Genomic DNA, 22103 nt, shown 5'->3' with positions numbered 1-22103 from the left:
CTCGTATTTTTTATGAATCAGATTCAGACCAAGATTAATTCCCGCGATCCCGCGTTTGCGGAAAACCGCGAACAGATGCAAAGCATCGTCGATGACTTACAGGAAAAACTGGAAACCATCGCTAAAGGTGGTAGTGAACGCGCGCGTGAGAAGCACGTATCGCGCGGCAAGCTGCTCCCACGTGATCGTATCGATGCACTGCTGGATCCCGGCAGTCCTTTCCTGGAGTTCTCCCAGCTCGCCGCCTTCGATGTGTACGGTGAAGACGTGCCAGCGGCAGGAATTCTGACCGGTATCGGCACCGTATCCGGCCAGCCCTGTGTGATTGTGGCCAATGATGCAACGGTGAAAGGCGGCACCTATTATCCGCTTACCGTGAAGAAGCACCTGCGCGCCCAGGCCATTGCCGACGAAAACAATCTGCCGTGTATATATCTGGTGGACTCCGGTGGCGCCAACCTGCCGCGTCAGGACGAGGTGTTCCCGGATCGCGAACATTTCGGGCGCATCTTCTTTAATCAGGCCAACCTGTCGGCAAAGAATATCCCGCAGATTGCAGTGGTGATGGGTAGCTGTACCGCCGGCGGTGCTTATGTACCGGCAATGGCAGATGAGTCCATTATGGTTAAGGAGCAGGCCACCATTTTCCTCGCTGGCCCGCCGCTGGTGAAAGCCGCGACCGGCGAAGAGGTTACCGCGGAGGAGCTGGGTGGTGCCGAGGTGCACTGCAAGACGTCCGGGGTTTCCGATCACTTCGCCAACAACGATACCCATGCGCTGCAGATCGCGCGCAATTCTGTAGCCAGGTTGAACCGGGTCAAGAATCCGGGCCTGGACATCAAGAAACCGATCGAGCCGATATACCCGCCGGAAGATATCTACGGAATTGTGCCGAAGGATTCACGCCAGCCGTTTGACGTGCGCGAGATTATTGCGCGTGTGGTGGACGGTTCTGAATTTGATGAGTTCAAGGCAATGTACGGCACCACCCTGGTGACCGGCTTTGCGCGTATTCACGGTTACCCGGTGGGCATCGTCGCCAACAACGGCATCCTGTTTGCGGAGAGCGCACAAAAAGGCGCGCACTTTATTGAGCTGTGTGCACAGCGCAACATTCCGCTGGTATTCCTGCAGAACATCACTGGCTTTATGGTGGGCAAGCAGTATGAAGCCGGCGGCATCGCCAAGCACGGTGCCAAGATGGTGACCGCGGTGGCCACCGCCAAGGTACCCAAGATCACTATTTTGATCGGCGGTTCTTTCGGTGCCGGCAACTACGGCATGTGCGGCCGCGCCTACGACCCCAACTTCCTGTTTATGTGGCCCAACGCGCGCATCTCCGTGATGGGCGGCGAACAGGCGGCCGGGGTGCTGGCACAGGTCAAGAGCGACCAGATGGCCGCGAAGGGCGAGCGCTGGAGCGAGGAAGAAATCGCCAAGTTCAAGCAGCCGATCATCGACGATTACGAACACCAGGGGCACCCTTACTACGCGTCGGCACGTCTGTGGGACGACGGTGTGATCGACCCCAAAGATACCCGCACGGTACTGGGCTTGTGTCTGGCCGCCGCCACCCACAAAGAGCCCGAGGAAACCAAGTTCGGCGTTTTCCGCATGTAGAATGTTGGCTGTGTTAGTAACTGGCTAACCCTCTGCCTATACGAATTAAGGAAAGAACATGACCGATAAAATGCTGTGCGAGATCGATAGCGAAGGCGTCGCGACGGTAACCCTGAACCGCCCCGAGATTCACAATGCCTTTGACGACGATCTGATTCGCCAGCTGGGCGAGACCTTCGACAAGCTCGCCAACAGCGGCGGCGTGCGCGCACTTATTCTCGCTTCCAATGGCAAGAGTTTCTCCGCCGGCGCCGACCTGAACTGGATGAAGCGCATGGCGGAATACAGCGAAGAGCAAAACCGCCAGGACGCAGCGGCGCTCGCGGCCATGCTGCACAAACTCGATCAGTTCCCCGCACCGACCATCGCGCGCGTACAGGGTGCAGCGTTTGGTGGCGCCGTTGGACTGGTGAGCTGCTGCGATATCGCCATTGCCACCGAGCGCGCCAGTTTCTGCCTGAGCGAAGTAAAAATCGGCCTGCTGCCCGCCACCATCAGCCCCTACGTGATCAACGCCATCGGCGCGCGCCAGGCACGCCGTTACTTCGTCACCGCCGAGCGCTTTTCCGCAGCCCGTGCCCAGGAAATCGGGCTGGTTTCGGAAGTGGTTGCCGAGGGCGATCTGGACCTAACCGTACAGAAACTGGTGAACAGCATTACCGACAACGGTCCCAACGCCGTCACCATGGCCAAACAACTGGCCATGTCCATGTCCAACCGGGTAATCAATTCGGAGCTTCAGGGCCAGACCAGTGCACTGATTGCCGCCGTGCGGGTTTCCCCGGAAGGCCAGGAAGGATTGAGCGCGTTCTTGGAAAAACGCGCACCAAGCTGGATGAACACCAGCGAAGACTGAAACGCACAACAACGCTTGCGCAGTACAGAAGTCTAAATTGAAGGCCGGGTAGCGGAGGCGAGTTTTCAGGATCGTCGCAAACAGGAAGTTTGCGCCGAAGCGCCCAGGGATGGGTTCACAGCGTTCCTGAAAACTCGCCTCCGCTACCCGGCCGCCAGAAAAGCCGGAAAAGAGCTCCACCAAGAGCGCGAAAAACCAAACAGAGCCAGCCATGATTCGCAAACTGCTGATCGCCAACCGCGGCGAAATTGCCTGTCGCATTATCCGCACCGCACGCCGTCTCGGCGTTGCCACCGTCGCGGTTTACTCCGATGCAGACGCCAATGCCCTGCACGTGCAGCAAGCCGACGAAGCCGTGCACCTGGGCCCGGCGCCCGCCAAAGAATCCTATCTGGATATCGACAAGGTCCTCGATGCCGCCAAACGAACCGGCGCCGACGCCATTCACCCGGGCTACGGCTTCCTGTCGGAGAACGCGCACTTCTGCCGCGCCTGTGAAGAAGCCGGCATTATCTTTGTCGGTCCACCGGCCGGTGCCATCGAAGCCATGGGCTCCAAGTCCGCAGCCAAGCGCATCATGGAAGAAGCCAATGTGCCACTGGTACCCGGCTACCACGGCCAAAGCCAGGAGCCCGGCATCCTCGAAGGCCACGCCAACCGCATCGGTTATCCGGTACTGCTGAAAGCGGCCGCCGGCGGTGGTGGCAAGGGCATGCGCCGTGTGGACAAGCCCGACGAGTTCCATGCCGCACTGGATGCCGCCAAGCGCGAAGCGCAAAGCGCCTTCAACGATGAGATCATGTTGATCGAACGCTACGTGGTAAATCCGCGCCATGTGGAAATCCAGGTGTTCTGTGACCAACATGGCAAAGGCGTGTATCTGTTCGAGCGCGATTGCTCGGTGCAACGCCGCCACCAGAAAGTCGTCGAAGAAGCACCGGCTCCAGGCCTGCCCGCGGAGACCCGCAAAAAAATGGGCGAAGCGGCACTGCGTGCCGCTCATGCGATCGGCTATGTCGGTGCCGGCACCGTGGAATTTCTGCTGGATGCCGGTGGCTCTTTCTACTTTATGGAAATGAACACCCGCCTGCAGGTGGAGCACCCAGTCACCGAGATGATCACCGGGCAGGACCTGGTCGCGTGGCAGCTCGCCGTCGCCGCCGGCGATCCCCTGCCGCTTGCGCAGGACGAACTGCATATCGTCGGCCACGCCTTTGAAGTGCGCATTTATGCGGAAGATCCGGACAACGATTTCCTGCCGGCCACCGGTAAGCTGTTACGCCACCAGCCACCACCGGAAAACCAATCCGTGCGCGTGGATACCGGCGTGCAAACTGGCGATGAAATCAGCGTGCACTACGACCCGATGATCTCCAAGCTCATCGTACACGGCAGCAACCGCCGCGAAGCGCTGGCAAAACTCGACCGCGCGCTGCAGCATTATCAGATTGCAGGCCTGCGCCACAATATTGAGTTCTTGCGCCGCGTGATCAATCACACCGCGTTTGTGAATGGCCGTGTGAATACCCATTTTATCGAAGACCATGAACAGGAAATCCTGCAACAAGAGCAGCAGCTGCGTTCGCAACAGTGCGCCGCCATTGCCGTATTTCTGGCCCACCGCGAAACCCGAGACCAGCATCGCTCCGCCCCCAAGGCAGACGCTTATTCACCGTGGCACAGTGGCAACAACTGGCGCAACGGCCTGACGGTTTGGCGCAGCCAAAAAGTGGAAGTGCACGGGCGCGAAATCGAGATTCATTTCTCTGGCAGCGAGCAAAACCTGTTCTGGCGATGCAGCGCGGCGGTGGACAATCAAAGCGGCACCGTATCTTCGTTACACGGTCAGGGCGTCGCGGTACTGGACGGACGCCGGGTGAATTATTCCAGCGTATCCCACGATAACGAGGGTACGGTATTTGTCAGTGGCGAGCAGGTGGACTTCAAAATCCTGCCGCCGGACATCGGTGAAGGGTCGGATGCAGCGCACGGACTGGAAGCGCCGATGAACGGCACCATTGTCACCCTGTTGGTTAAGCCTGGTGCGAAAGTTATGCAGGACGAACCGCTGCTGGTGATGGAAGCGATGAAGATGGAGCACACCCTGCGCGCACCAGCGGACGGCACCGTCACCCAATTCTTTTGCGCTCCGGGCGAACTGGTCGATGGCGGCAGCCTGCTGATTGATTTCAGTAGCGAGACGGTCGAAAACTGACAGGCCTCGCACAACAGGTGATGGACAACAGGCGGGGTAGCCCGCCAAGCGTAACCAGCGAAGAATACCTAACGAGGTTCAAGGCAATGTCACTGCCCCACAAGATAAAGATGGTCGAAGTCGGCCCCCGCGACGGGCTGCAAAATGAAAAACAGCCGATTTCGGTGGCGACCCGTGTGCAGCTGATCGACCTGCTGAGCGAAAGCGGCCTGCAGGCCATCGAAGCAGGCAGCTTTGTCAGCCCCAAATGGGTGCCACAAATGGCCGCCAGCGAAGACGTTCTTGCCGGTATCCGACGCGCCCCCGGCGTCAACTATAGTGCGCTCACCCCCAACATGGTCGGGTACGAGCGCGCCCGCGACGCACGGGCCGACGAAGTCGCGGTATTCGGTGCAGCGTCAGAGAGTTTCACCCGCAAAAACATCAACTGCTCAATCGAAGAAAGCCTTGAGCGCTTCCGCCCGCTCGCCGAACAGGCGCGCGTGGATGGTATCCCGGTGCGCGGCTACGTTTCCTGTGTGCTCGGCTGCCCGTACGAGGGCGATATTCCCGCGGAGAGGGTTGCCGAGGTCAGCCGCGCCCTGCTGGATATGGGCTGCTACGAAATCAGTCTCGGCGATACCATCGGCGTTGGCACTCCGGAAAAAGCCCGCTACATGATCGAAACCGTCGCCCGGCAGGTGCCGCTGGAAAAACTCGCGGTGCACTTCCACGACACCTATGGGCAGGCGCTGGCAAATATCTATGCGGCATTGCAGGCGGGCGTGGGCGTCATAGATTCGGCAGTGGCCGGCCTCGGCGGTTGCCCCTATGCGCGCGGCGCCTCCGGCAATGTGGCCAGCGAAGATGTTCTGTATATGCTGGATGGACTGGGCATTCACACCGGCATTGATCTGGGGCGACTGGCCAAGGCGGGCAACTTTATCTCCCACGCACTGGGGCGCGAGAGCAACTCCAAGGTGGCGCGGGCGATCGCCGGTGAGCACGGCTGCATCGAGGGCGATTAAGGTACCCTCTATCAGGTAGCCCCTATTAGGGCGATAGAAGCACCGGGGTCACTAGATTCATCTTGATCTGCTACTATCGAGCGCTCTTATCCAGTCGCCTGAAATTTGTCCGCATGAAAGTCTTACGCTTTGGCCTTATCGCCGTCACCGCCCTGCTGTTACTGGCCGCCCTGATCGCCCCCCGCCTGATCGGGCCTCAGGTCGAAGTGGTGCTGCAACAGCAACTCAGCCAGCAAGACAATGTCGAATTGACCGGCTACCAGCGCGGCTGGTTTGGCGCCGAGGCGGTGACCCTGCTCACCGGCAAGGACGGCAAGACCGAGACCCAGAGCGACATCCAGCACGGCCCGGTACTGTTTACCCGCAGCGGCCTCAAGGTCGGCGCCCTGTACGCGGAAACCCGCCTGACCGGCAAACAACTGGAACCGTCTCTGCGTCACCAACTGGAGGCCTACTACGGCCCGATAAGCCAGGCCCTGGATGAAAGTCCGGTAGTGGTCGAAACACTCGTTGCCGCCAACAATCGCGTGATCAACACCCTGCACCTGCGGCCCATCGACCGCAACGTGGCCGACCAGCAAATCCAGTTTGCAGGGGGCAAGGTTCGCCTGGTGACCGATTACACGGGCCAGCAACAAGACAGCCGCTTTGAACTGGGTGAGTTTGTGCGCATGGATGGCCACCGCGAAGCGCTGTACCTGCAATCCGCCCGTGGCGACTTTACTCTAGCGCCAACCGGCGCAGGCACCCTGCAGGTGAAATTGCCACTGGTGCGCACCAACAATGATTCCGGCCCGCTGGAACTGCGCGATGCTGCTCTGGACTACACCGGCGAACTGGTTGCGCCACAGACCCTGAAGATACAAACCGCAATCAACCTGCCGGACATTCAGTCCGCCACACCGGCCACCAGCCTAACTCAGCAGCTTCACCTGCCCGCGGTCACCTATGACGACCTGCACCACTTCGTCTACAGCCTGTTGCTAAAGCCCTCCACCGAGCGCAGCTGGCCGCAGGTGTTCCAGCGTCCACTACAGGCGCAACAGCAGTTGGATATCGCCACCGCAAATGGGCCCATGCAACTGCAACTGGATGTGGACTGGAAAGGGATTCCGCGCAGTCAGCGAGTACAGAACGACAAGTTGTTCTGGCTGGACAGCCTGGAAGGCAGCGCGAATATTTCAGCGTCCGAGCAGGCGCTGATGCAATCGCCACTGATCATGCAGGCAAGCGCGCTAAAACAATACGGCTTTCTGCTGGAAGAGAACGGCCAGCTGACCATGCACCTGCAGCTGGATAAAGGGGTTCTGGCGGTCAACGGTCAGCAGCTGCCCGCAGACCTGTTTGTGCTCGCGCTGATGGGCGGGCTCTAAGCCACCGCCCGCAGCAGCGTTACAGATAAAAAAAGAGCGGCCTCCTGGGCCGCTCAACGGTTTTCTCTCACCGTTTATCGTTACAACTTCAATTCATTTACCAATCGACTCTGCGACTTAAGACTCTGCGACTTAAGAGTAAGCAGGGCGATTGTCTGCCAGATTCAGCCAGCCACGCACCACGCGATAAACGACCCAGACCCAACTGATTCCCCAGACCACAAAACCAATCAGAATCCATACCGTCGCCCAACCGATCACAAACCACAGCAGGCTGTACCAGAAGGTACGGATTTGCCAGCGGAAATGGGACTCGGCCAGGGTGCCGCGCACGTCGCCGCGCTTCGCGTAGTTGATGATCACGCCGACAAAGAAGGGAACCGCGGTGAAAATACTGATCGCCTGAATCAGGTACACCAGAGTGGTGACATCGCGCGCAGAGCGCTCGCGTTCCGTTTGTTGCTCAACAGGGTACTGCTCGGACATGGTCGACTTCCATTTATTCACTTTCATTAAACCAGCGCTAAGTGTAAGCGCTATTGCCTCTCAGGATAACCGCTGCCAACGGCCACCCATCGCGACAATCACCGGGTTTATCTCAGCGCCCACTCGGTATGGACGTTTTTCTCGCGCCAGGATTTCAGCTGTTGAATGGAAGTGCGCATCAGCCCGAGTATCTCGGTGCGCTGGTGGCGACAGTACTCCCGCTCGCTGTCGATGGACAAGCGCGCTGACAGCGCTTTCAGACGCCCGGCAACCACCTCCAGCCCGACACTTTCTGCTTCCGCGGCGATCGCCTGTGCCTGGTGTTGCGCGTCGAGCCAGTGTCGACCAGTCAGAGCGCTGGTAAAGGCGGTGATTTTCTTGGGCAGGCTGGCGAGGCGCCCCCCAAGCAATTCGGCAAACGCCAGGTGGCCGAGGGTATCCCGCTGCCGCTCGAGCGTGCTTGAGTTCAATACTTTGTTGGCGCGAGACGTTTTGCTCTTGGCCGATTTGCCCTGGGCTTTCTGCTCCACCCAGCTCAACAACTGCGCCAGCTGCGCCTCAGAAGGCTCGCTCGGCAACACGCCGGTCAATCCCTTCGCCATATAGTGCTCGCGGTCGCCCTTATTCAGGCTGTCGAGCATGCCGAAAATAAGCAGGTTGTCATTGGAATAGTCACCGCGCATTTTTCGCGCCGTTTCCACACCATCGATCAGGGGCAGGCGCACATCAATTAGCACCAAGTCGTATTTCGCCTTGAGGGCTGCCTCGGCGCCATCAATTCCATTACTTTCGCAACGTACCTCATGCCCCCCGGCCTCCAGTCGCCGGCGTAAGCTGGCGTGCCCGTCATTTTCCACCAACAGAATATTCAGTGGCTGATGCGCCTCCTCAACACCCTGTGCCGAAACAGCCGGTACTTGGCCAGCGGCGCCTACGCCCTCGGAAGTCCCTTGGCCCGCCCGCTGGATCTCTTCGATATTGCTGCGTAGCGTACGGCACTGCCCCAATGCCGCGTCCGCCAAGTGCCGGCTCTCATCATTGCCGCCGCGCGAGAGCAAGCTCATGGTACTGACCAGGGTTTCCAGGGGCTTGCGCATACGGTGCCCGGTCATGGAGAGGAAATCCCGGTGCTCTTCTTCGGACTGCGCAGCGGAAAGCTTGACCTCCTCCAGCAGTTTGTCCCGCTCCATCAGCTCATGAACCCGAGTCTGCACCTGGCGAAACAGTTTGGCGTTCTCTGCCTGCAAATCTGAGACACGGACAGCTGAGGATTCCAGGGCAGCCTGCAGCTGGGCTCGCGACCGCATATAGAGCGCCATAACGCCGACGAATGCGGCTCCTACAAGCAATAACCAGAACAGGGGAATCCCGGTATCAAGCAATAGTGCCTGACCGGGAAAGGCGTAGGCAGCCATCGGCGCGAAAGCGATCAGCGCAGAGGCGATACAGGTACGGGCGACGACAGCGCGAGTATTTCTGGTGTTGGCACCGACAACGCGGCTACCCGCCGGGCGGCAGTAGGTCATGGTCATATTCATCCTTGAAACCATTGGTATGTATGGGTTAATCCTGCAACCCGATCAAAACCCACGTTGTATACCCGCTAACGGGGCACTTATTGGAGGGTTTTGTGTGCGCCGGTGTTTACAGCCCCGGCGGATATTTCGCATCCTTTTGCGAATTCTTGGACGCTCTTCCTACGTCCAGAAGCTCAGTGGAGTAATTCGCTTAGCGGTGTTTTACACCAAACAAGCGTCCCACTTAAGCCAATTTTACGCCAATATTCCCGAACGTGCCGGAAATTTGCCGGGCGCATTGGAAGTCACCCGGCCGGGCAAGTCAACTTCACGCGCTTACAGCTACTTAATGCCGCAGGTGGCGGTATCCATGTCATCGGTAACAGGCGCCCCCGCGCTGCGCCGCGCCCATAGACGGCGCAGGAAATCCAGATAGATTCCGTACGGACGCCCAAGAACACCGGCGATCATGGCAAAGGTAATACAGGCGGTCGCGATCTCTGCCATAGACGCACCACCGAGCAGCATATTGACGGTGTACAGTGGCAGCTGAAAACTCAGAAACACAAATGTGTCCACCGCGTAATTATGCAGGGCGCCGCCGCGACCAAAGCGTTGTACCACCCAGCCGCGGTAGATGCTGAACGGGCGCGCGATCAGCGAGTTAAACACCACCGCGAGCAGGCGAATCTTCAGGTGTTCACTCCAGCTCATACCCGCCAGTAACAGCTCGATGGGGATAGCGATTGCCCAGGAAAAGCTGTTCATGGCGAACACGTCCAGCAACCACTCGTTCCAGCGTGTGCGGCGGTTGCGGCGTTCGTTAACCTGTGAATTAGTAGACTGGGTAGTTTCAACCGGCTGCTCGTCCTCCAGCACCATAACGGGCGGAGACACAGGAATGGCTTCGGTTGCCTGCGACAGAGACTGGGGCGACATAGTGATACTTGACCTGAACCGCGGCAGGCTTTTGGCCCCCACAGGCGAAAACTGAACATTATTTGGTCACTTTTGGTGACGACGGCGATTATATCCACCATTTTTTCAAAATCCAGTCTTCACATATTAAATTTTAATTATTTATAGTGATTACATCCTACATTACCGTTTCCACCCCAAAAGCCATCCTAAACAACGCAACCAATGAGTAAATCAGGGCACTCGCAAGGCCATATCGGTCGCGTTATCCGCCATCGATACAGAGAGACTCCAGCAACTGAGCGCAGGGACACCGGGGCTCAGGAGGCCCTACAGCTCTGTGCCCGGTGAGAGATTGGGAGGACTATTGCAGATTGAACTGGTCGCGCAGGTAGATGGCCGCCATCAATAGCAGCAGGGTGCACACCCACACGGCGATATAGATCTTCATGGCTTTGTTGGCGGACTTTTTCTGCCACCAGGTGCGCGGCTCAATCCCCTTCATCAGGAACACCAACTTACAGGCGAGATTGACGCACACGATATTCACCGCCAACAACAGGCCGGCACCCAGGGCCAGCGGCCACTTGCCCGAGCCCAGCATCATGCCGAAGGTGGCTGCCGGCGGCAGCAGTGCGACGGCCACCATTACCCCGACCAAGACGCTGGATAGGCCGGAGGTCATCGACAGTGCGGCGGCGGCGCCAGAGGCCAGTGCCAACACCACGGAGTCCCAACCCACATAGGTGCGTGACAAGAGTTCGTTGCTGAGCGTCCCCCAGGGCCAGATCAGGCCAATCACCACCGACAGGCCCACGGCCACTGAGAGACCTACCACCAGTGTTTTCAGGGCGCTGCGCATCAACGCCGTGTCCGCCAACGCGGTGCCCAGGCCAAACGCCATATTGGGCCCCAGCAGCGGTGCGATCACCATGGCACCAATGACCGCGGCAACATTGTTTTCCAGCAGGCCGATGGCGGCAACCAGGGTGGAGAGCACCACCAGGATCACATAATCCCGATCCAGACGGGCGCTCTTTTCCGCACTGGCGTACAGCGCCTCGCGCGCGGCCAGGGCAGTGTCTTCCTTTTTGCGCTGCGCATCGCTGGGCTTGGGCAGCGACAACTCCACCGGGATGACCAGCACGCGCGCCCCCGCCACGCCATCCACCAGCGGCGCGAGATCGTCGAGAAACACCTGTACCTTGTCGTCGCTGGTGAGCAGCCGCATGGCCTGGTGCCCGCTCTGCACCGGGCCCTCAATGCGAAACTCTTCGGCCTTGCGCGCTTCGGCAATAGCCGCGACACGGTCGGTATCGCGGGGGTCGGTGAGAATGGCGAGTAGCTTCACGGCAATTCAAACTCGCTCAAAAGGCATCTTCGGGGATATGACACACCACCTCCACTTGGTGTCCATCCGGATCGCGCACATAGGCGCTGAAGTAATCTGCGTGGTATTCCGGACGCAGACGTGGTGCTCCACCGCCCTCGTCACCGTCATCATGAGCACCCGCCTTCAGCGCGGCCTGGTAAAAAGCCTGTACGGTTTCCCGGTCTTCGGCGCTAAAGGCAATAGTCACTGCGGGGGCCGTGGTCGAACCCCCTTTGATCAATAACTGCGGCTTGCCTCCCCAGCCAAATCCGGCCCAGTCACCCATTTCCATGGCCAGCTCGTACCCCAGAGGCGCCAGCGCCGCCAGGTAAAATGCCTTGCTGCGCTCATAGTCGTGCACCGTCAAACCGATATGGTCGAGCATGGGGGCCTCCCGCTAGAGAATTTTTCCGTCTGGGGAGATGAGTATAGATAGCGCGGGCAGAAACGATCACGCACACACGGCGATAGCAGTGCCCGTGAATAAATGGGCAGGAAGAAGTGCGACTGGAGCTGAAATGCAACTGGGAGAAAGGCGTTTCAAATGACGCCGAAACAGGCGAGCATTCCGTAGACCACCACAGCGGTGCCGCAAACAAACTGCCCAAGGATCAGCGCACGAATAGCGAAGGTGTAGCGAATGCAGCGCCCCTGATTACTCAGGTCACGGGTGAAAATTCGTGCCGGCTCTGGCAGCTGCGCCTCGATTGCACGCAGGCCGGGCACCGTCAGATTCAACAATTGCCGGCTGCGCATATCCATGACCCAGAATACGGCAGACACAATCACCACAAATCCGCCCAGCAGCACCAGGATAAGCGGGTGAAAGCCTTTTTCCACGGCGGTAAAAATACCACCATCGGCGAACATTGAAAGCACCACAAAAAAGTTAAAGGCTTTTAAACGCTGTTCGGCGTTAAAACGATAGTGGTCACACAGGTACTGCTGTTCGTTCACGAGAGGACTCTGACTTCATTAGATGGGTCGATTACGGCGCGTGCTGAGCCAGCTTACCATGTAAAGCATGGACAGTTTTAGTGCCGCAAAACCATGCGATGAATACAACTTTATCGTCAGGCTCCTGGGCGGTGCCACTGGATACGGGAGCGAGAATTGTCAGGGAACAATCAGTACATCTGTGTTTGCACGGCCGAGGATACGCTCGGCGGTATTGCCCAGCAAGAAGCCTTTTGGCCCCTTGCGCACACCGCGTCCCACGAGAATTGCGCGCGCTTTATTGCGGTCTACCACGCGGTTTACCTCGGCCGCGGGCTTGCCGGTAACAAAGTGTGTCTTTGCACATTCTACCCCGCTGTCGGCGATAACCGTATCGATTGCTTGCAACAGGGCTCCGGCCTGCTCGCGGAACGCATCTAAATCGGCTACTTCATCGACCTTGGGCACACAGGCGACAGCTTCCAGATCGGCCCCTAACAGCGTGCTCAATTTACCACCCACGGCGAGCACACGCTGGTTTAACTCCACATGCAGGGGGTTATCGATAGCGGGATCCAGTGCGCCAACGATGCGATCGCGCTTCACCCAGTGGGTACTCACTGCGAGCCACAGTGGCGCGGGAACCGACTCAATCATGCGCCAGTCAATGGAGCCAAAGCCGCCACGACCAAATTGTTTTTGCGCAGTTTTTACCACCAGGTCGCAGTCATTGGCGGCGAGGTAGTCGAGGGTCCAGTAGGGAATATCGTGGTGCCAGATGACTTCGGCGGTGGAGCCTGCAGGAAGTGGATGCTCGCTCTGCAGTTCTTGCAGCCATTTCTTGCGCTCATTTTGAATCTGGTCGCTGACGTTCAGCACGGAACCGGACAGCAGCGGAATGGAGACCACAGGCTCGTAAACAAAGCTCACCAGATGCAGCTTCGCGCCCGACTTTTCCGCCAACTCCAGTGCCCGCTCCAGGGCTATCTGTTCATGCTTGGGCTTGTCGAGGATGACGAGAATATTCTGCATGTGGCCTCCGTTGCTACAGGGAAATATTCAAATCCTTTAATTCATTAAATCACCGGATGTCGATTTTGTCTTGGCTCAGAGCAAGACGACCCAGCTCGGGGCTCGCACTGTTGGCGCCCTCTGGCGGTGAAGCACCGGGTATCGCTTTTCGAAACCGCTGTGAATACGTCCCTGTACGCTGCGTCGGCGACATCCCTGTCGCCGACGCTTTCGAAAAACGATACCCGGCACTCCACCTTCGCATTTAGCGAATATATTTCACATGTGACTCGATAAAACTTGTACGTGGCAGCGAGAATGGAAGGGAAAGTGGTGGGGGCGGGTTTTCCCCCACCGGACGCCCAATAGAACGTCCAGGGACGGAGGAAAGTAATTACTTGTTCGCGCGATGATCCACCAGCTCATCCACCACAGAAGGATCGGCAAGCGTGGAGGTGTCACCCAGAGAATCCAGCTCGTTGCAGGCGATCTTGCGCAAAATACGGCGCATGATTTTGCCAGAGCGGGTTTTCGGCAGGCCCGGGGCCCACTGGATGATGTCGGGCTTGGCGATAGGACCGATCTCCTGCACACACAGGTTGATCAGTTCCTTGCGCAATTCCTCAGAGGGCTCGCGGCCATTTTTCAGGGTCACATAGCAGTATATGCCCTGGCCCTTGATGTCGTGTGGATAACCCACCACCGCAGCCTCGGCAGTATCTTCGTGCAGTACGATCGCACTTTCGATCTCCGCGGTGCCCAGACGGTGGCCGGAGACATTCAGTACATCGTCGATGCGGCCGGTAATCCAGTAGTAGCCATCGGCATCGCGGCGCGCGCCGTCGCCGGTGAAGTAGTAGCCGGGGAAGGTAGAGAAATAGGTGTCGATCATGCGCTGGTGATCGCCGTATACGCTACGGATCATGCTCGGCCAGCTGGCTTTCATGACCAACGCACCCTCACCTTCACCGTCAATTTCCTGGCCTTTCTCGTCCAGCAGCGCCGGCTGTACGCCGAAGCACGGGCGTGTCGCGGAACCGGGTTTCATCGCGGTGGCACCGGGCAGTGGGGTAATCATGTGCGCGCCGGTTTCGGTCTGCCACCAGGTATCCACAATCGGGCAGCGATTTTCGCCGACCACATTGTGGTACCACTCCCAGGCTTCGGGGTTGATGGGTTCACCCACGGTGCCCAGCAGTTTCAGCGAGCTGCGGTCGCACTTGGTAACGAAATCATCGCCGGCGCCCATTAGTGCGCGAATCGCGGTGGGTGCGGTATAGAAGGTATTTACCTTGTGTTTTTCCACAACCTGCCAGCAGCGGGAGGCATCCGGGTACGTCGGTACGCCTTCAAACATCAGTGAGATGGCGCCGGCACACAGCGGGCCGTAAACGATGTAGCTGTGGCCGGTAATCCAGCCCACGTCGGCGGTACACCAGAAGACGTCGCCTTCTTTGTAATCGAAGGTGTACTTGAACGTCATGGTGGAGGCCAGCAGGTAGCCGGCGGTGGTGTGCAGTACGCCCTTGGGCTTACCGGTAGAGCCGGAGGTGTACAGGATAAACAGCGGGTCTTCCGCGTTCATCGGTTCGGGGGCGCAGTCAGTGCTCTGCTCGGCCACGGATTCCGCGTACCAGATATCGCGCTTGCTGTCCCAATCGACATTGGCGCCGGTGCGTTTAACCACGACTGCGGTATGTACGTCCGGGCAGCTGGCCAGGGCCTTATCCACATTCGCTTTGAGCGGCACCTTGCGGCCGCCGCGTACGCCTTCGTCGGCGGTGATCACCAGCCGGCAATCGGAATCGAGGATTCGGTCTTTCAGGGAGTCGGGCGAGAAACCGCCAAACACTACCGAGTGCACCGCACCAATGCGGGTACAGGCGAGCATGGCATAGGCCGCTTCCGGAATCATCGGCATGTAAATACACACGCGATCGCCCTTATTGACGCCGCGCGCCTTGAGCAGGTTCGCCAGGCGCCCTACGTTGTCGTGCAGCTCCTGATAGGTGATGTTTTTGCTATCGGCCGGATCATCCCCTTCCCAGATCAATGCGGTTTGTGCCGCGCGAGTTGGCAGATGGCGGTCGATACAATTGACGGAAACATTCAGTTCACCATCGGCAAACCAGGCCGCGTGCCCCTTGGTCAGGTCTTCCTCAACCACCTTGGTGAACGGCTTGCTCCACTGCAGGAAATCGTTGGCCTGCTGGGACCAGAACGCCTGCGGACCCTCAACGGACTGGTGGTACATGCGCTGGTAGTCGTCGTTGGTTACGAGGGTGTTGGCGGCAAAGGTTTCGGGCACCGGGTAAGTGTGCACTTCAGACATCGTTTTCTCCCTTATTAGTATTATCGGGATGCTGCATGGCCCCATTCATTGAGGCCTGTTAGCTGCAGGCATCGCAGCGCTACGCCCGGTCATCGCGCTGCCCGGCGTATTTCGTGTCACTGCTATCCCGATAAGTTATACCACTGGCGGCGGCCTTATGACAACGCTGTCAATGATCCTGTCGTACCATCATAGCCTGACGTCTTCACGCTTTCCCACCTTGCAGCTGGAATCCCGTGCCTTTTTTGTCGCAAACAGGCAAAATGAGTCGACAAGAAAAGTGATCACATTTTTATATTGCCGGAGGTAGATATGACCGCGAAGTTGATGCGCGTTGCAGAAGGTAAGGTGGAGAGAGAGTCCGGGGTGGTGGCACCTGAGAAGGTGCTAACGGGGAACCCGCAGCAGTGGACCGAGCACTTTTTCACCAACAAGAAGGAAAATTTCTTCTGTGGTATCTGGTCTTCCGATACCGGCAAGTGGTCACTTACTTACAGTGAGGACGAGTTCTGCTACATCATTGATGGTGAGGCAATCATTACCGATGCCGAAGGGGACAGCGAGCGGGTTACCACCGGGGATGCGTTCTGTATTCCGGCCGGATTTGAAGGAACCTGGGAAACCATTGGTTCGGTTAAGAAGTTTTATGCGATTTATGAAGAGTAACTCGGCCTGAGGGGCTACCACTAGCGAACTTAGTGGCGGCCCTGTAGTGGGTATGGTTTTTCAGGACCGCGCTGGGCGCCCCCCCTGTGAATACATCCCTGTGCGCTGCGTCGGCAACATCCATGTTGCCGACGCTCCTGAAAAACCATACCCACCACAGCCCCTTCGCATCTACACACATAACATCGCCCTAACCACCAATTAATCCCTTGAGGTGAGCTACAACGCTACGCCCCAGTGCAGATAACGCATAACCACCTTCCAGCGCGGAAACAATCCGCCCTTCACAGTTCTCGTCTGCGTACTCCCGCAGCCTCTCGGTTACCCACAGATAGTCGTCTTCCTTGAAGCGCAGTTGCGCCATGGCGTCTTCAACATGCCCGTCAAATCCAGCCGAGATAAACAACATCTGTGGCTGGAACTTTTCCAGGGCCGGCAGCCACTGCTTTGCGACGATCTCGCGCAGTGCGTCACCACCTGCGCCCGCTTCCAACGGAGAGTTGATGATATTAGCCGGCAATTCTCCGGTGCCAGAAAACGGGTAGTACGGCGACTGGAAGCTGGAGCAGAACAGGTAGCCATCGCGGCCGGCGGCAAAGTCTTCGGTACCATTGCCGTGGTGCACATCGAAATCGAGGATGGCGACGCGTTTGAGACCATGCTGTGTTCGCGCGTGCTCGGCAGCAATCGCAATATTGTTAAACAGGCAGAAGCCCATGGCCTTGTCACGCTCGGCGTGATGGCCCGGTGGGCGTACGGCACAGAACCCTGAGTTGATCTCGCCGCGCATAATACGTTCCACCGCGTCCACGCCGCTGCCGGCTGCATGTAATGCAGCAATCAGTGTATGGGGATTCATGCGGGTGTCTTCGTCGAGGACTTCAAAGCCTTCGCTGGGCGCACGTGCGAAAATCGATTCCACATATTCCGGCGTGTGCACCCGCTCGATTTGTTCGCGTGTGGCCTGTGGAGCATCGAAAAAGCGCAGCACGTATTCAATACCGCTACTCAGCAACTGATCCTGAATAGTGTCCAGACGCGCGGGGCACTCGGGGTGGTCGTCGCCCATATCGTGTTTATGGCAGGTGGGGTCAGAGAAGAATCCAACGGCGGGCATAGTCAGTCCTTGTTCCCAGACAGTATCAGTTCCAGATAGAGCTCATCCATGGAGTCGCCGGGTCGGGTGGTGAAGCCGTTCGCTTCAAATATCTTGAGCATGGGCTTGTTATCGCGGCGTACACAGGCAAACATTTTCGCAATACCACGCGCCCGCGCAACCTTTTCCATCTCTTTCAGCAGGGTGGTGGCAATACCCTTACCGCGGCGGCTCTCCTTGATCACGAATGCCACCTCGCAGCTGTTATCTGCCGGGTAATAGTAGTAGCGCCCCACCCCCTGAATCACTTCGCCTTCACCATCAAAATCGGTAAAGCACAGTGCCAGGTCACACCCCTGGTCGACGCTCACCAAGCTGCAGGACTTTTCCCGGGACATCTGCGTCACATGGTGGTTGTAACGCATCATCAAGGTTTCTTTATTGTGGGTGTAAAAGAACTCCTGTAAGCGCCGCTCATCCGACGGGCGCAGTGGGCGCAACGTATAGCGCACGCCGTCAAAAGTGTACTGTTTCTGGTCCACCGGGCCCAGCTCCGGCACCGTGGTGGGCGCCTGCTCCTGGTATTCCGGCACCCAGTAAAACTCACGTACTTTTTCCAGCAGCTCCCGCCGGAATTCCGGGTGTGCAATACGGATCATTTCCAGGGTACGCTCGCGCACACTTTTACCGCGCAGGGAGGCGATACCGTATTCGGTTACCACATAGTGCACATGGGCGCGCGAGGTGACCACACCACTGCCCGGGGTGAGGGAAGCAACAATGCGGGACACCAGTTTGCCGTCTTTGTCCCGCGCCGTGGATGGCAAGGCGATAATGGGTTTGCCACCCTTACTCAGTGCGGCGCCACGAATAAAATCCACCTGGCCGCCAATACCGCTATACAGCAGACGACCAATCGAGTCCGACACTACCTGCCCGGTGAGATCCACTTCGATAGCGCTGTTGATCGCCACCATCTTGTCGTTGCGCGCAATTTTTACCGGCGAGCTCACGTGCTCGGCGGGATACAGCTCGACGTGGGGATTGCCATCGACAAAGTCATAGAGTTCGCGCGATCCCATGCAGTAGGCGGTTATGGTTTTGCCTTTGTGGAAGGTCTTTTTGCGGTTATTGATCACCCCGCTTTTCATCAACCGGGCAATGCCGTCGGAAATCATTTCCGAATGCACACCGAGGTCTTTGTGATTGCCCAGGTAACGCAACACCGCATCGTGGATCTTGCCCATACCAATCTGCAACGTGGCCCCATTCTCTACCAACAGGGAAACATACTGTCCGATCTGCTCCACCGCCTGATCCATTTCCGGCGGTGGGGATTCCGGGATTGGAGCATCTTCGATCATCCAGGCATGTATCTGGTCGCGATGAATAAATGTGTGGCCACAGGTACGCGGCATGCTCGGATTAATCTGGGCGATCACCGTGGTGGCATGCTTTACTGCGGATGACACTACATCCACACTCACACCGAGCGAACAGTAACCCAGTTCATCCGGCGGGCTTACCATAATCAGTGCGGCATCCAGCGGTAGTACATGATCGCTAAACAGCTTTGGTACTTCCGAGAGAAAGGTGGGCGTATAGTCCGCGCGCCCTTCGGCGACCGCATTGCGCACCGCGGTACCACCGATATAAAGGGCGTTGATGGTAAACAACTCAGCGTGTTTCCGTTCTGCCCAGACATTATCTGAAAGCGTAAATACCTGCGTGACTTCGATGTCATTCAACCCCTGACTATTGGCGATCAGATCAGCCATTAATGCATCGGGAACAGCGGCATGGGAACCAACGAAGATACGGCAGCCACTTTTTAGCAGCTGATCCCAAGCGACGGGTTCGCTGGTTTTGGGATTTGTCAGAGACGACATAGAGATGAGTGGAATCCTACCTTGAGTTTGGAGGTATGGTAGGCGGGTGGTTTAGTGGTCACAAGCGAAGCTCACGGGATCCAGTTAAAGACCACGGTGGCGGCCAAGCACCGGGTACAGGTTTTCAGAACCGCTGTGAACCCGTCCCTGGGCGCTGCGGCGCAAACATCCTGTTTGCGACGCTCCTGAAAACCTGCACCCGGCGCTCAGCCGCCACAGGACCGGAAAAAGAACCCCCAGCTTTTATGCGGGTTCCGACATCTGCACAGGAATAGTATTGGTACTACGCTCAACCCGATTCTGCTCATCCAGATAAACAAGCTTGGGTTTGAAAGCGTCGGCCTCAGCCTCAGACATCTGTGCATAGGCGGCAATAATAATACGATCGCCGACCTGCACGCGGCGCGCTGCAGCACCATTCATCGAAATAATGCCGGAACCCCGCTCCGCCAGAATCACATAGGTGTGAAAGCGCTCGCCGTTGGAAACATTGTAGATATCGATTTTTTCAAACTCGCGCAGCCCCGCGAGCTCAACCAGATCTTCATCGATCGCACAGGAACCGTCATACCAGAGTTCCGCCTGGGTAACCGCCGCCATATGCAGCTTGCCTTTCAACATCTCAATTTGCATCAACGAACTCCTGACTTCACACACTCACGGAAACATTGTCGATCAAGCGCGCACCGCTGGTGTACATGGCGCCGAGAATTGTGATCTCGCTATCGTCGTGGGCCGCCGGCTGCAGATCCTTGCTGTTGCAGATGGAAAAGTAATCCACCTTAAAACCCGCCTGCTCGATTTTCGCCCGCGCCTCATCTTCCAACGCCGCAAAATCCTTGCGACCAGATTTGATCTCATCGCTCACCCAGTTCAGCGACCGGTTGAGGATCGCCACACGCGGACGCTCCTCCTCACTCAGATAACCATTGCGCGAGCTCATCGCCAGACCATCGTCTTCACGGTGCACCGGTGCCGCAACAATCTCCACCGGAATACACAGGTCCTCCACCATACGGCGGATCACCGCCAGCTGTTGGAAATCCTTGATACCGAACACCGCCTTTTTTGGCTGCACGATGTTGAACAGCTTCGCCACCACCGTGGTCACGCCTTCAAAGTGCCCCGGACGGCTCGCGCCGCACAGCACATCGGTCATAGCCGGGCAGATGACTTTGGTCTGCTCGTCCATCCCATTGGGGTAGATTTCGGCTTCATCCGGGTGGAACAGGTAATCACAGTTGGCCGCGCGCAGCTTGGCCATGTCCGCCTGCATGGTTCGCGGGTAGGTATCCCAGTCTTCATTGAGTCCAAATTGCAGGCGATTAACGAAGATCGACACCACCACAACATCACACTGCTTGCGGGCCAGATTGACCAGTTCGATGTGCGCATCGTGCAGGTTGCCCATGGTGGGCACGAATCCGATGGTCTTGCCATCGCGACGGGCCTCCGCCAGCGCCTCGCGCAGGCTGGCCACGTGGTGAAAAACTTGCATTGCCGGGGTTCCGCCAAGTGGTTAGTTGCGCGGCATCTTACCTTCCGCGGGGACACCGAACAAATCGGGAAGCATTGGTCACATTCGGTTTTTGCCATCACAGGGAGTTTCTGCAGCCGGTTCAGGAAAGATTCAGTGTACAGGGGGCACACTGGTCCCCACGTTATCGAGAAGCCTTTACATAAGGCCACAGAGTCAGCCACACGCATGGCTGAGGAGAACGACCATGAAAACACTGATCACTGCCGTTGCCACCGCCAGCTTGCTGCTGACCACAGCGCCCGCGCTGGCCGACCGGGACGACCGCCACCACCGCAACGACCACGGCCGCAAGCACATGCAGCAGCGCGACCACCAGGTGCGACACGGCAACAGGGTGCGTGACATCGCCGACAAACGGCGTGACGAGGAGAACCGTCGCCACGATCACCACCAAGACAAAAAGCACTATCACAAGCAAGAAGCGCGTAAACACGAGCGCAAGGCGGATAGGCATGAACATCAGGCACGCAAGCACGAACGCCAGGCGCGCAAACATGAACGCAAGGCACACAAGCACGAGCGCAAGGCACACAAGCACGAGCGCAAGGACTACAAGGACTACAAGGACTACAAGGACTACAAGTATGTGGACTACCGCGGGCACTATAAGCCGCGTCACAAGCCACACTACAAGCCGCATCACCGCCCGCACCATCGGCCTTATTACCGCCCGCACGAGCATCGCTGGCGCCCGGCCCACTTTGGTTACGGCTACCGCTGGCAGCGTTTGCCGACATCCTATGTCAGCCTGAGTTTTGGCGGCCTGGGCTACTACTTCAGCGACGGTATTTTTTACCGTCCCTACGGTGCCGGCTACGTGGTGGCCGAGGCCCCGGTAGGTGCCTTTGTTCGCTCCTTGCCGGGTACGGCATTCAGTGTCAGCTTTAATGGCCTGAACTACTTTGTCGCCTACGACACCTACTACCAGTGGGACCACCACCGACACGGTTATGTGGTGGTCGCCAACCCGGGCTTCCTCTGAATTCCAACCCCAACAACCGAATATTTATTCGGTTACTTCCCCAGGCGACTCTCACGAGTCGCCTTTTTTATTTATAAATTATTTAAGACTTTCGCCTAAACCCGTTGCGCCATAAACAAATGTTTGGCGATATACAAAAAACGAATAAAAAACCGAATAAAAATTTAGTTTTAACCTTGTGGATTTATCCGCAATTTCTTTTCATTTCTTATTGATTTCCACACAACCAAACCCCAAGATTCGCGCCCCGAAACCGGCACCGGGTTCCATCCAATATTTGCCAAAAT

At 57.7% G+C, this 22103-nt stretch carries 19 protein-coding genes; 7 read left to right on the top strand and 12 right to left on the bottom strand.

Going from position 1 to position 22103, the window contains the following annotated elements; translation table 11 throughout:
• Window positions 1-12 precede the first annotated feature (12 nt).
• From LCM31_RS06815 to LCM31_RS06795, 5 genes are all read left to right on the top strand, one after another.
• Window positions 13-1620 (top strand): carboxyl transferase domain-containing protein, encoded by a 1608-nt coding sequence (locus LCM31_RS06815; protein WP_224868556.1) that lies wholly within the window; start codon window positions 13-15, stop codon window positions 1618-1620.
• 58 nt (window positions 1621-1678) lie between these two features.
• Window positions 1679-2476 carry an enoyl-CoA hydratase/isomerase family protein gene (locus tag LCM31_RS06810; RefSeq protein WP_222231494.1) on the top strand — a complete coding sequence of 266 codons (798 nt, stop codon included), beginning with the start codon at window positions 1679-1681 and terminating at the stop codon, window positions 2474-2476.
• A 211-nt stretch (window positions 2477-2687) separates the two neighbouring features.
• Window positions 2688-4691: an acetyl/propionyl/methylcrotonyl-CoA carboxylase subunit alpha gene (locus tag LCM31_RS06805; protein WP_224868555.1), complete on the top strand. Its 2004-nt coding sequence runs from the start codon at window positions 2688-2690 to the stop codon at window positions 4689-4691.
• 86 nt (window positions 4692-4777) lie between these two features.
• Window positions 4778-5698, top strand: a complete 921-nt coding sequence (locus LCM31_RS06800) for a hydroxymethylglutaryl-CoA lyase (protein WP_224868554.1) — start codon at window positions 4778-4780, stop codon at window positions 5696-5698.
• 113 nt (window positions 5699-5811) lie between these two features.
• Window positions 5812-7071, top strand: coding sequence for a DUF945 family protein (locus tag LCM31_RS06795; RefSeq protein WP_224868553.1), 1260 nt, complete (start codon window positions 5812-5814; stop codon window positions 7069-7071).
• Between the two features lie 132 nt (window positions 7072-7203).
• Here the strand turns inward: LCM31_RS06795 and LCM31_RS06790 are convergent, their stop codons facing one another.
• The 8 genes from LCM31_RS06790 to acs all read right to left on the bottom strand — a co-directional run bounded on the left by LCM31_RS06790 (window position 7204) and on the right by acs (window position 15643).
• A complete protein-coding gene (locus LCM31_RS06790; protein ID WP_224868552.1) occupies window positions 7204-7557 on the bottom strand; it encodes a DUF4870 family protein in 354 nt (117 codons plus the stop codon).
• A 107-nt stretch (window positions 7558-7664) separates the two neighbouring features.
• Window positions 7665-9089 carry a response regulator gene (locus tag LCM31_RS06785; RefSeq protein ID WP_224868551.1) on the bottom strand — a complete coding sequence of 475 codons (1425 nt, stop codon included), beginning with the start codon at window positions 9087-9089 and terminating at the stop codon, window positions 7665-7667.
• Window positions 9090-9416: 327 nt separating this feature from the next.
• A complete protein-coding gene (alaE, locus tag LCM31_RS06780; protein WP_224868550.1) occupies window positions 9417-10013 on the bottom strand; it encodes an L-alanine exporter AlaE in 597 nt (198 codons plus the stop codon).
• Window positions 10014-10356: 343 nt separating this feature from the next.
• A complete protein-coding gene (locus LCM31_RS06775) occupies window positions 10357-11343 on the bottom strand; it encodes a TIGR00341 family protein (RefSeq protein WP_224868549.1) in 987 nt (328 codons plus the stop codon).
• 16 nt (window positions 11344-11359) lie between these two features.
• A complete protein-coding gene (locus LCM31_RS06770; RefSeq protein WP_224868548.1) occupies window positions 11360-11749 on the bottom strand; it encodes a VOC family protein in 390 nt (129 codons plus the stop codon).
• A 155-nt stretch (window positions 11750-11904) separates the two neighbouring features.
• Complete coding sequence (locus tag LCM31_RS06765) at window positions 11905-12321, bottom strand: RipA family octameric membrane protein (protein WP_224868547.1); 417 nt, start codon at window positions 12319-12321, stop codon at window positions 11905-11907.
• 159 nt (window positions 12322-12480) lie between these two features.
• Window positions 12481-13332: a universal stress protein gene (locus tag LCM31_RS06760; RefSeq protein WP_224868546.1), complete on the bottom strand. Its 852-nt coding sequence runs from the start codon at window positions 13330-13332 to the stop codon at window positions 12481-12483.
• A gap of 373 nt (window positions 13333-13705) precedes the next feature.
• The gene (gene acs / locus LCM31_RS06755; protein WP_224868545.1) at window positions 13706-15643 is read right to left on the bottom strand and encodes an acetate--CoA ligase; all 1938 of its coding nucleotides are present in this window, start codon (window positions 15641-15643) and stop codon (window positions 13706-13708) included.
• A 312-nt stretch (window positions 15644-15955) separates the two neighbouring features.
• Between acs and LCM31_RS06750 the strand changes: the two genes are divergently transcribed.
• On the top strand, window positions 15956-16309 hold the full coding sequence (locus LCM31_RS06750) for a cupin domain-containing protein (RefSeq protein ID WP_224868544.1): 354 nt from the start codon (window positions 15956-15958) through the stop codon (window positions 16307-16309).
• A 190-nt stretch (window positions 16310-16499) separates the two neighbouring features.
• Here the strand turns inward: LCM31_RS06750 and LCM31_RS06745 are convergent, their stop codons facing one another.
• The 4 genes from LCM31_RS06745 to panC all read right to left on the bottom strand — a co-directional run bounded on the left by LCM31_RS06745 (window position 16500) and on the right by panC (window position 20792).
• Window positions 16500-17426 (bottom strand): histone deacetylase family protein, encoded by a 927-nt coding sequence (locus tag LCM31_RS06745; protein WP_224868543.1) that lies wholly within the window; start codon window positions 17424-17426, stop codon window positions 16500-16502.
• Between the two features lie 2 nt (window positions 17427-17428).
• Window positions 17429-19294 carry a bifunctional acetyl-CoA hydrolase/transferase family protein/GNAT family N-acetyltransferase gene (locus LCM31_RS06740; protein WP_224868542.1) on the bottom strand — a complete coding sequence of 622 codons (1866 nt, stop codon included), beginning with the start codon at window positions 19292-19294 and terminating at the stop codon, window positions 17429-17431.
• A gap of 243 nt (window positions 19295-19537) precedes the next feature.
• Window positions 19538-19927 carry an aspartate 1-decarboxylase gene (panD, locus tag LCM31_RS06735; protein ID WP_224868541.1) on the bottom strand — a complete coding sequence of 130 codons (390 nt, stop codon included), beginning with the start codon at window positions 19925-19927 and terminating at the stop codon, window positions 19538-19540.
• A 16-nt stretch (window positions 19928-19943) separates the two neighbouring features.
• Entirely contained in the window at window positions 19944-20792 is an 849-nt protein-coding gene (gene panC, locus LCM31_RS06730; protein WP_224868540.1) for a pantoate--beta-alanine ligase, read from the bottom strand.
• A 226-nt stretch (window positions 20793-21018) separates the two neighbouring features.
• Here panC and LCM31_RS06725 point away from each other — a divergent pair, with 226 nt between their 5' ends.
• A complete protein-coding gene (locus tag LCM31_RS06725; protein ID WP_224868539.1) occupies window positions 21019-21816 on the top strand; it encodes a DUF6515 family protein in 798 nt (265 codons plus the stop codon).
• The last annotated feature ends 287 nt before the right edge of the window (window positions 21817-22103 follow it).

The organism is Microbulbifer agarilyticus (assembly GCF_020171345.1).
Taxonomy (GTDB): Bacteria; Pseudomonadota; Gammaproteobacteria; order Pseudomonadales; family Cellvibrionaceae; genus Microbulbifer; species Microbulbifer agarilyticus_D.
This window is presented reverse-complemented; position numbering and strand designations above follow the sequence as displayed.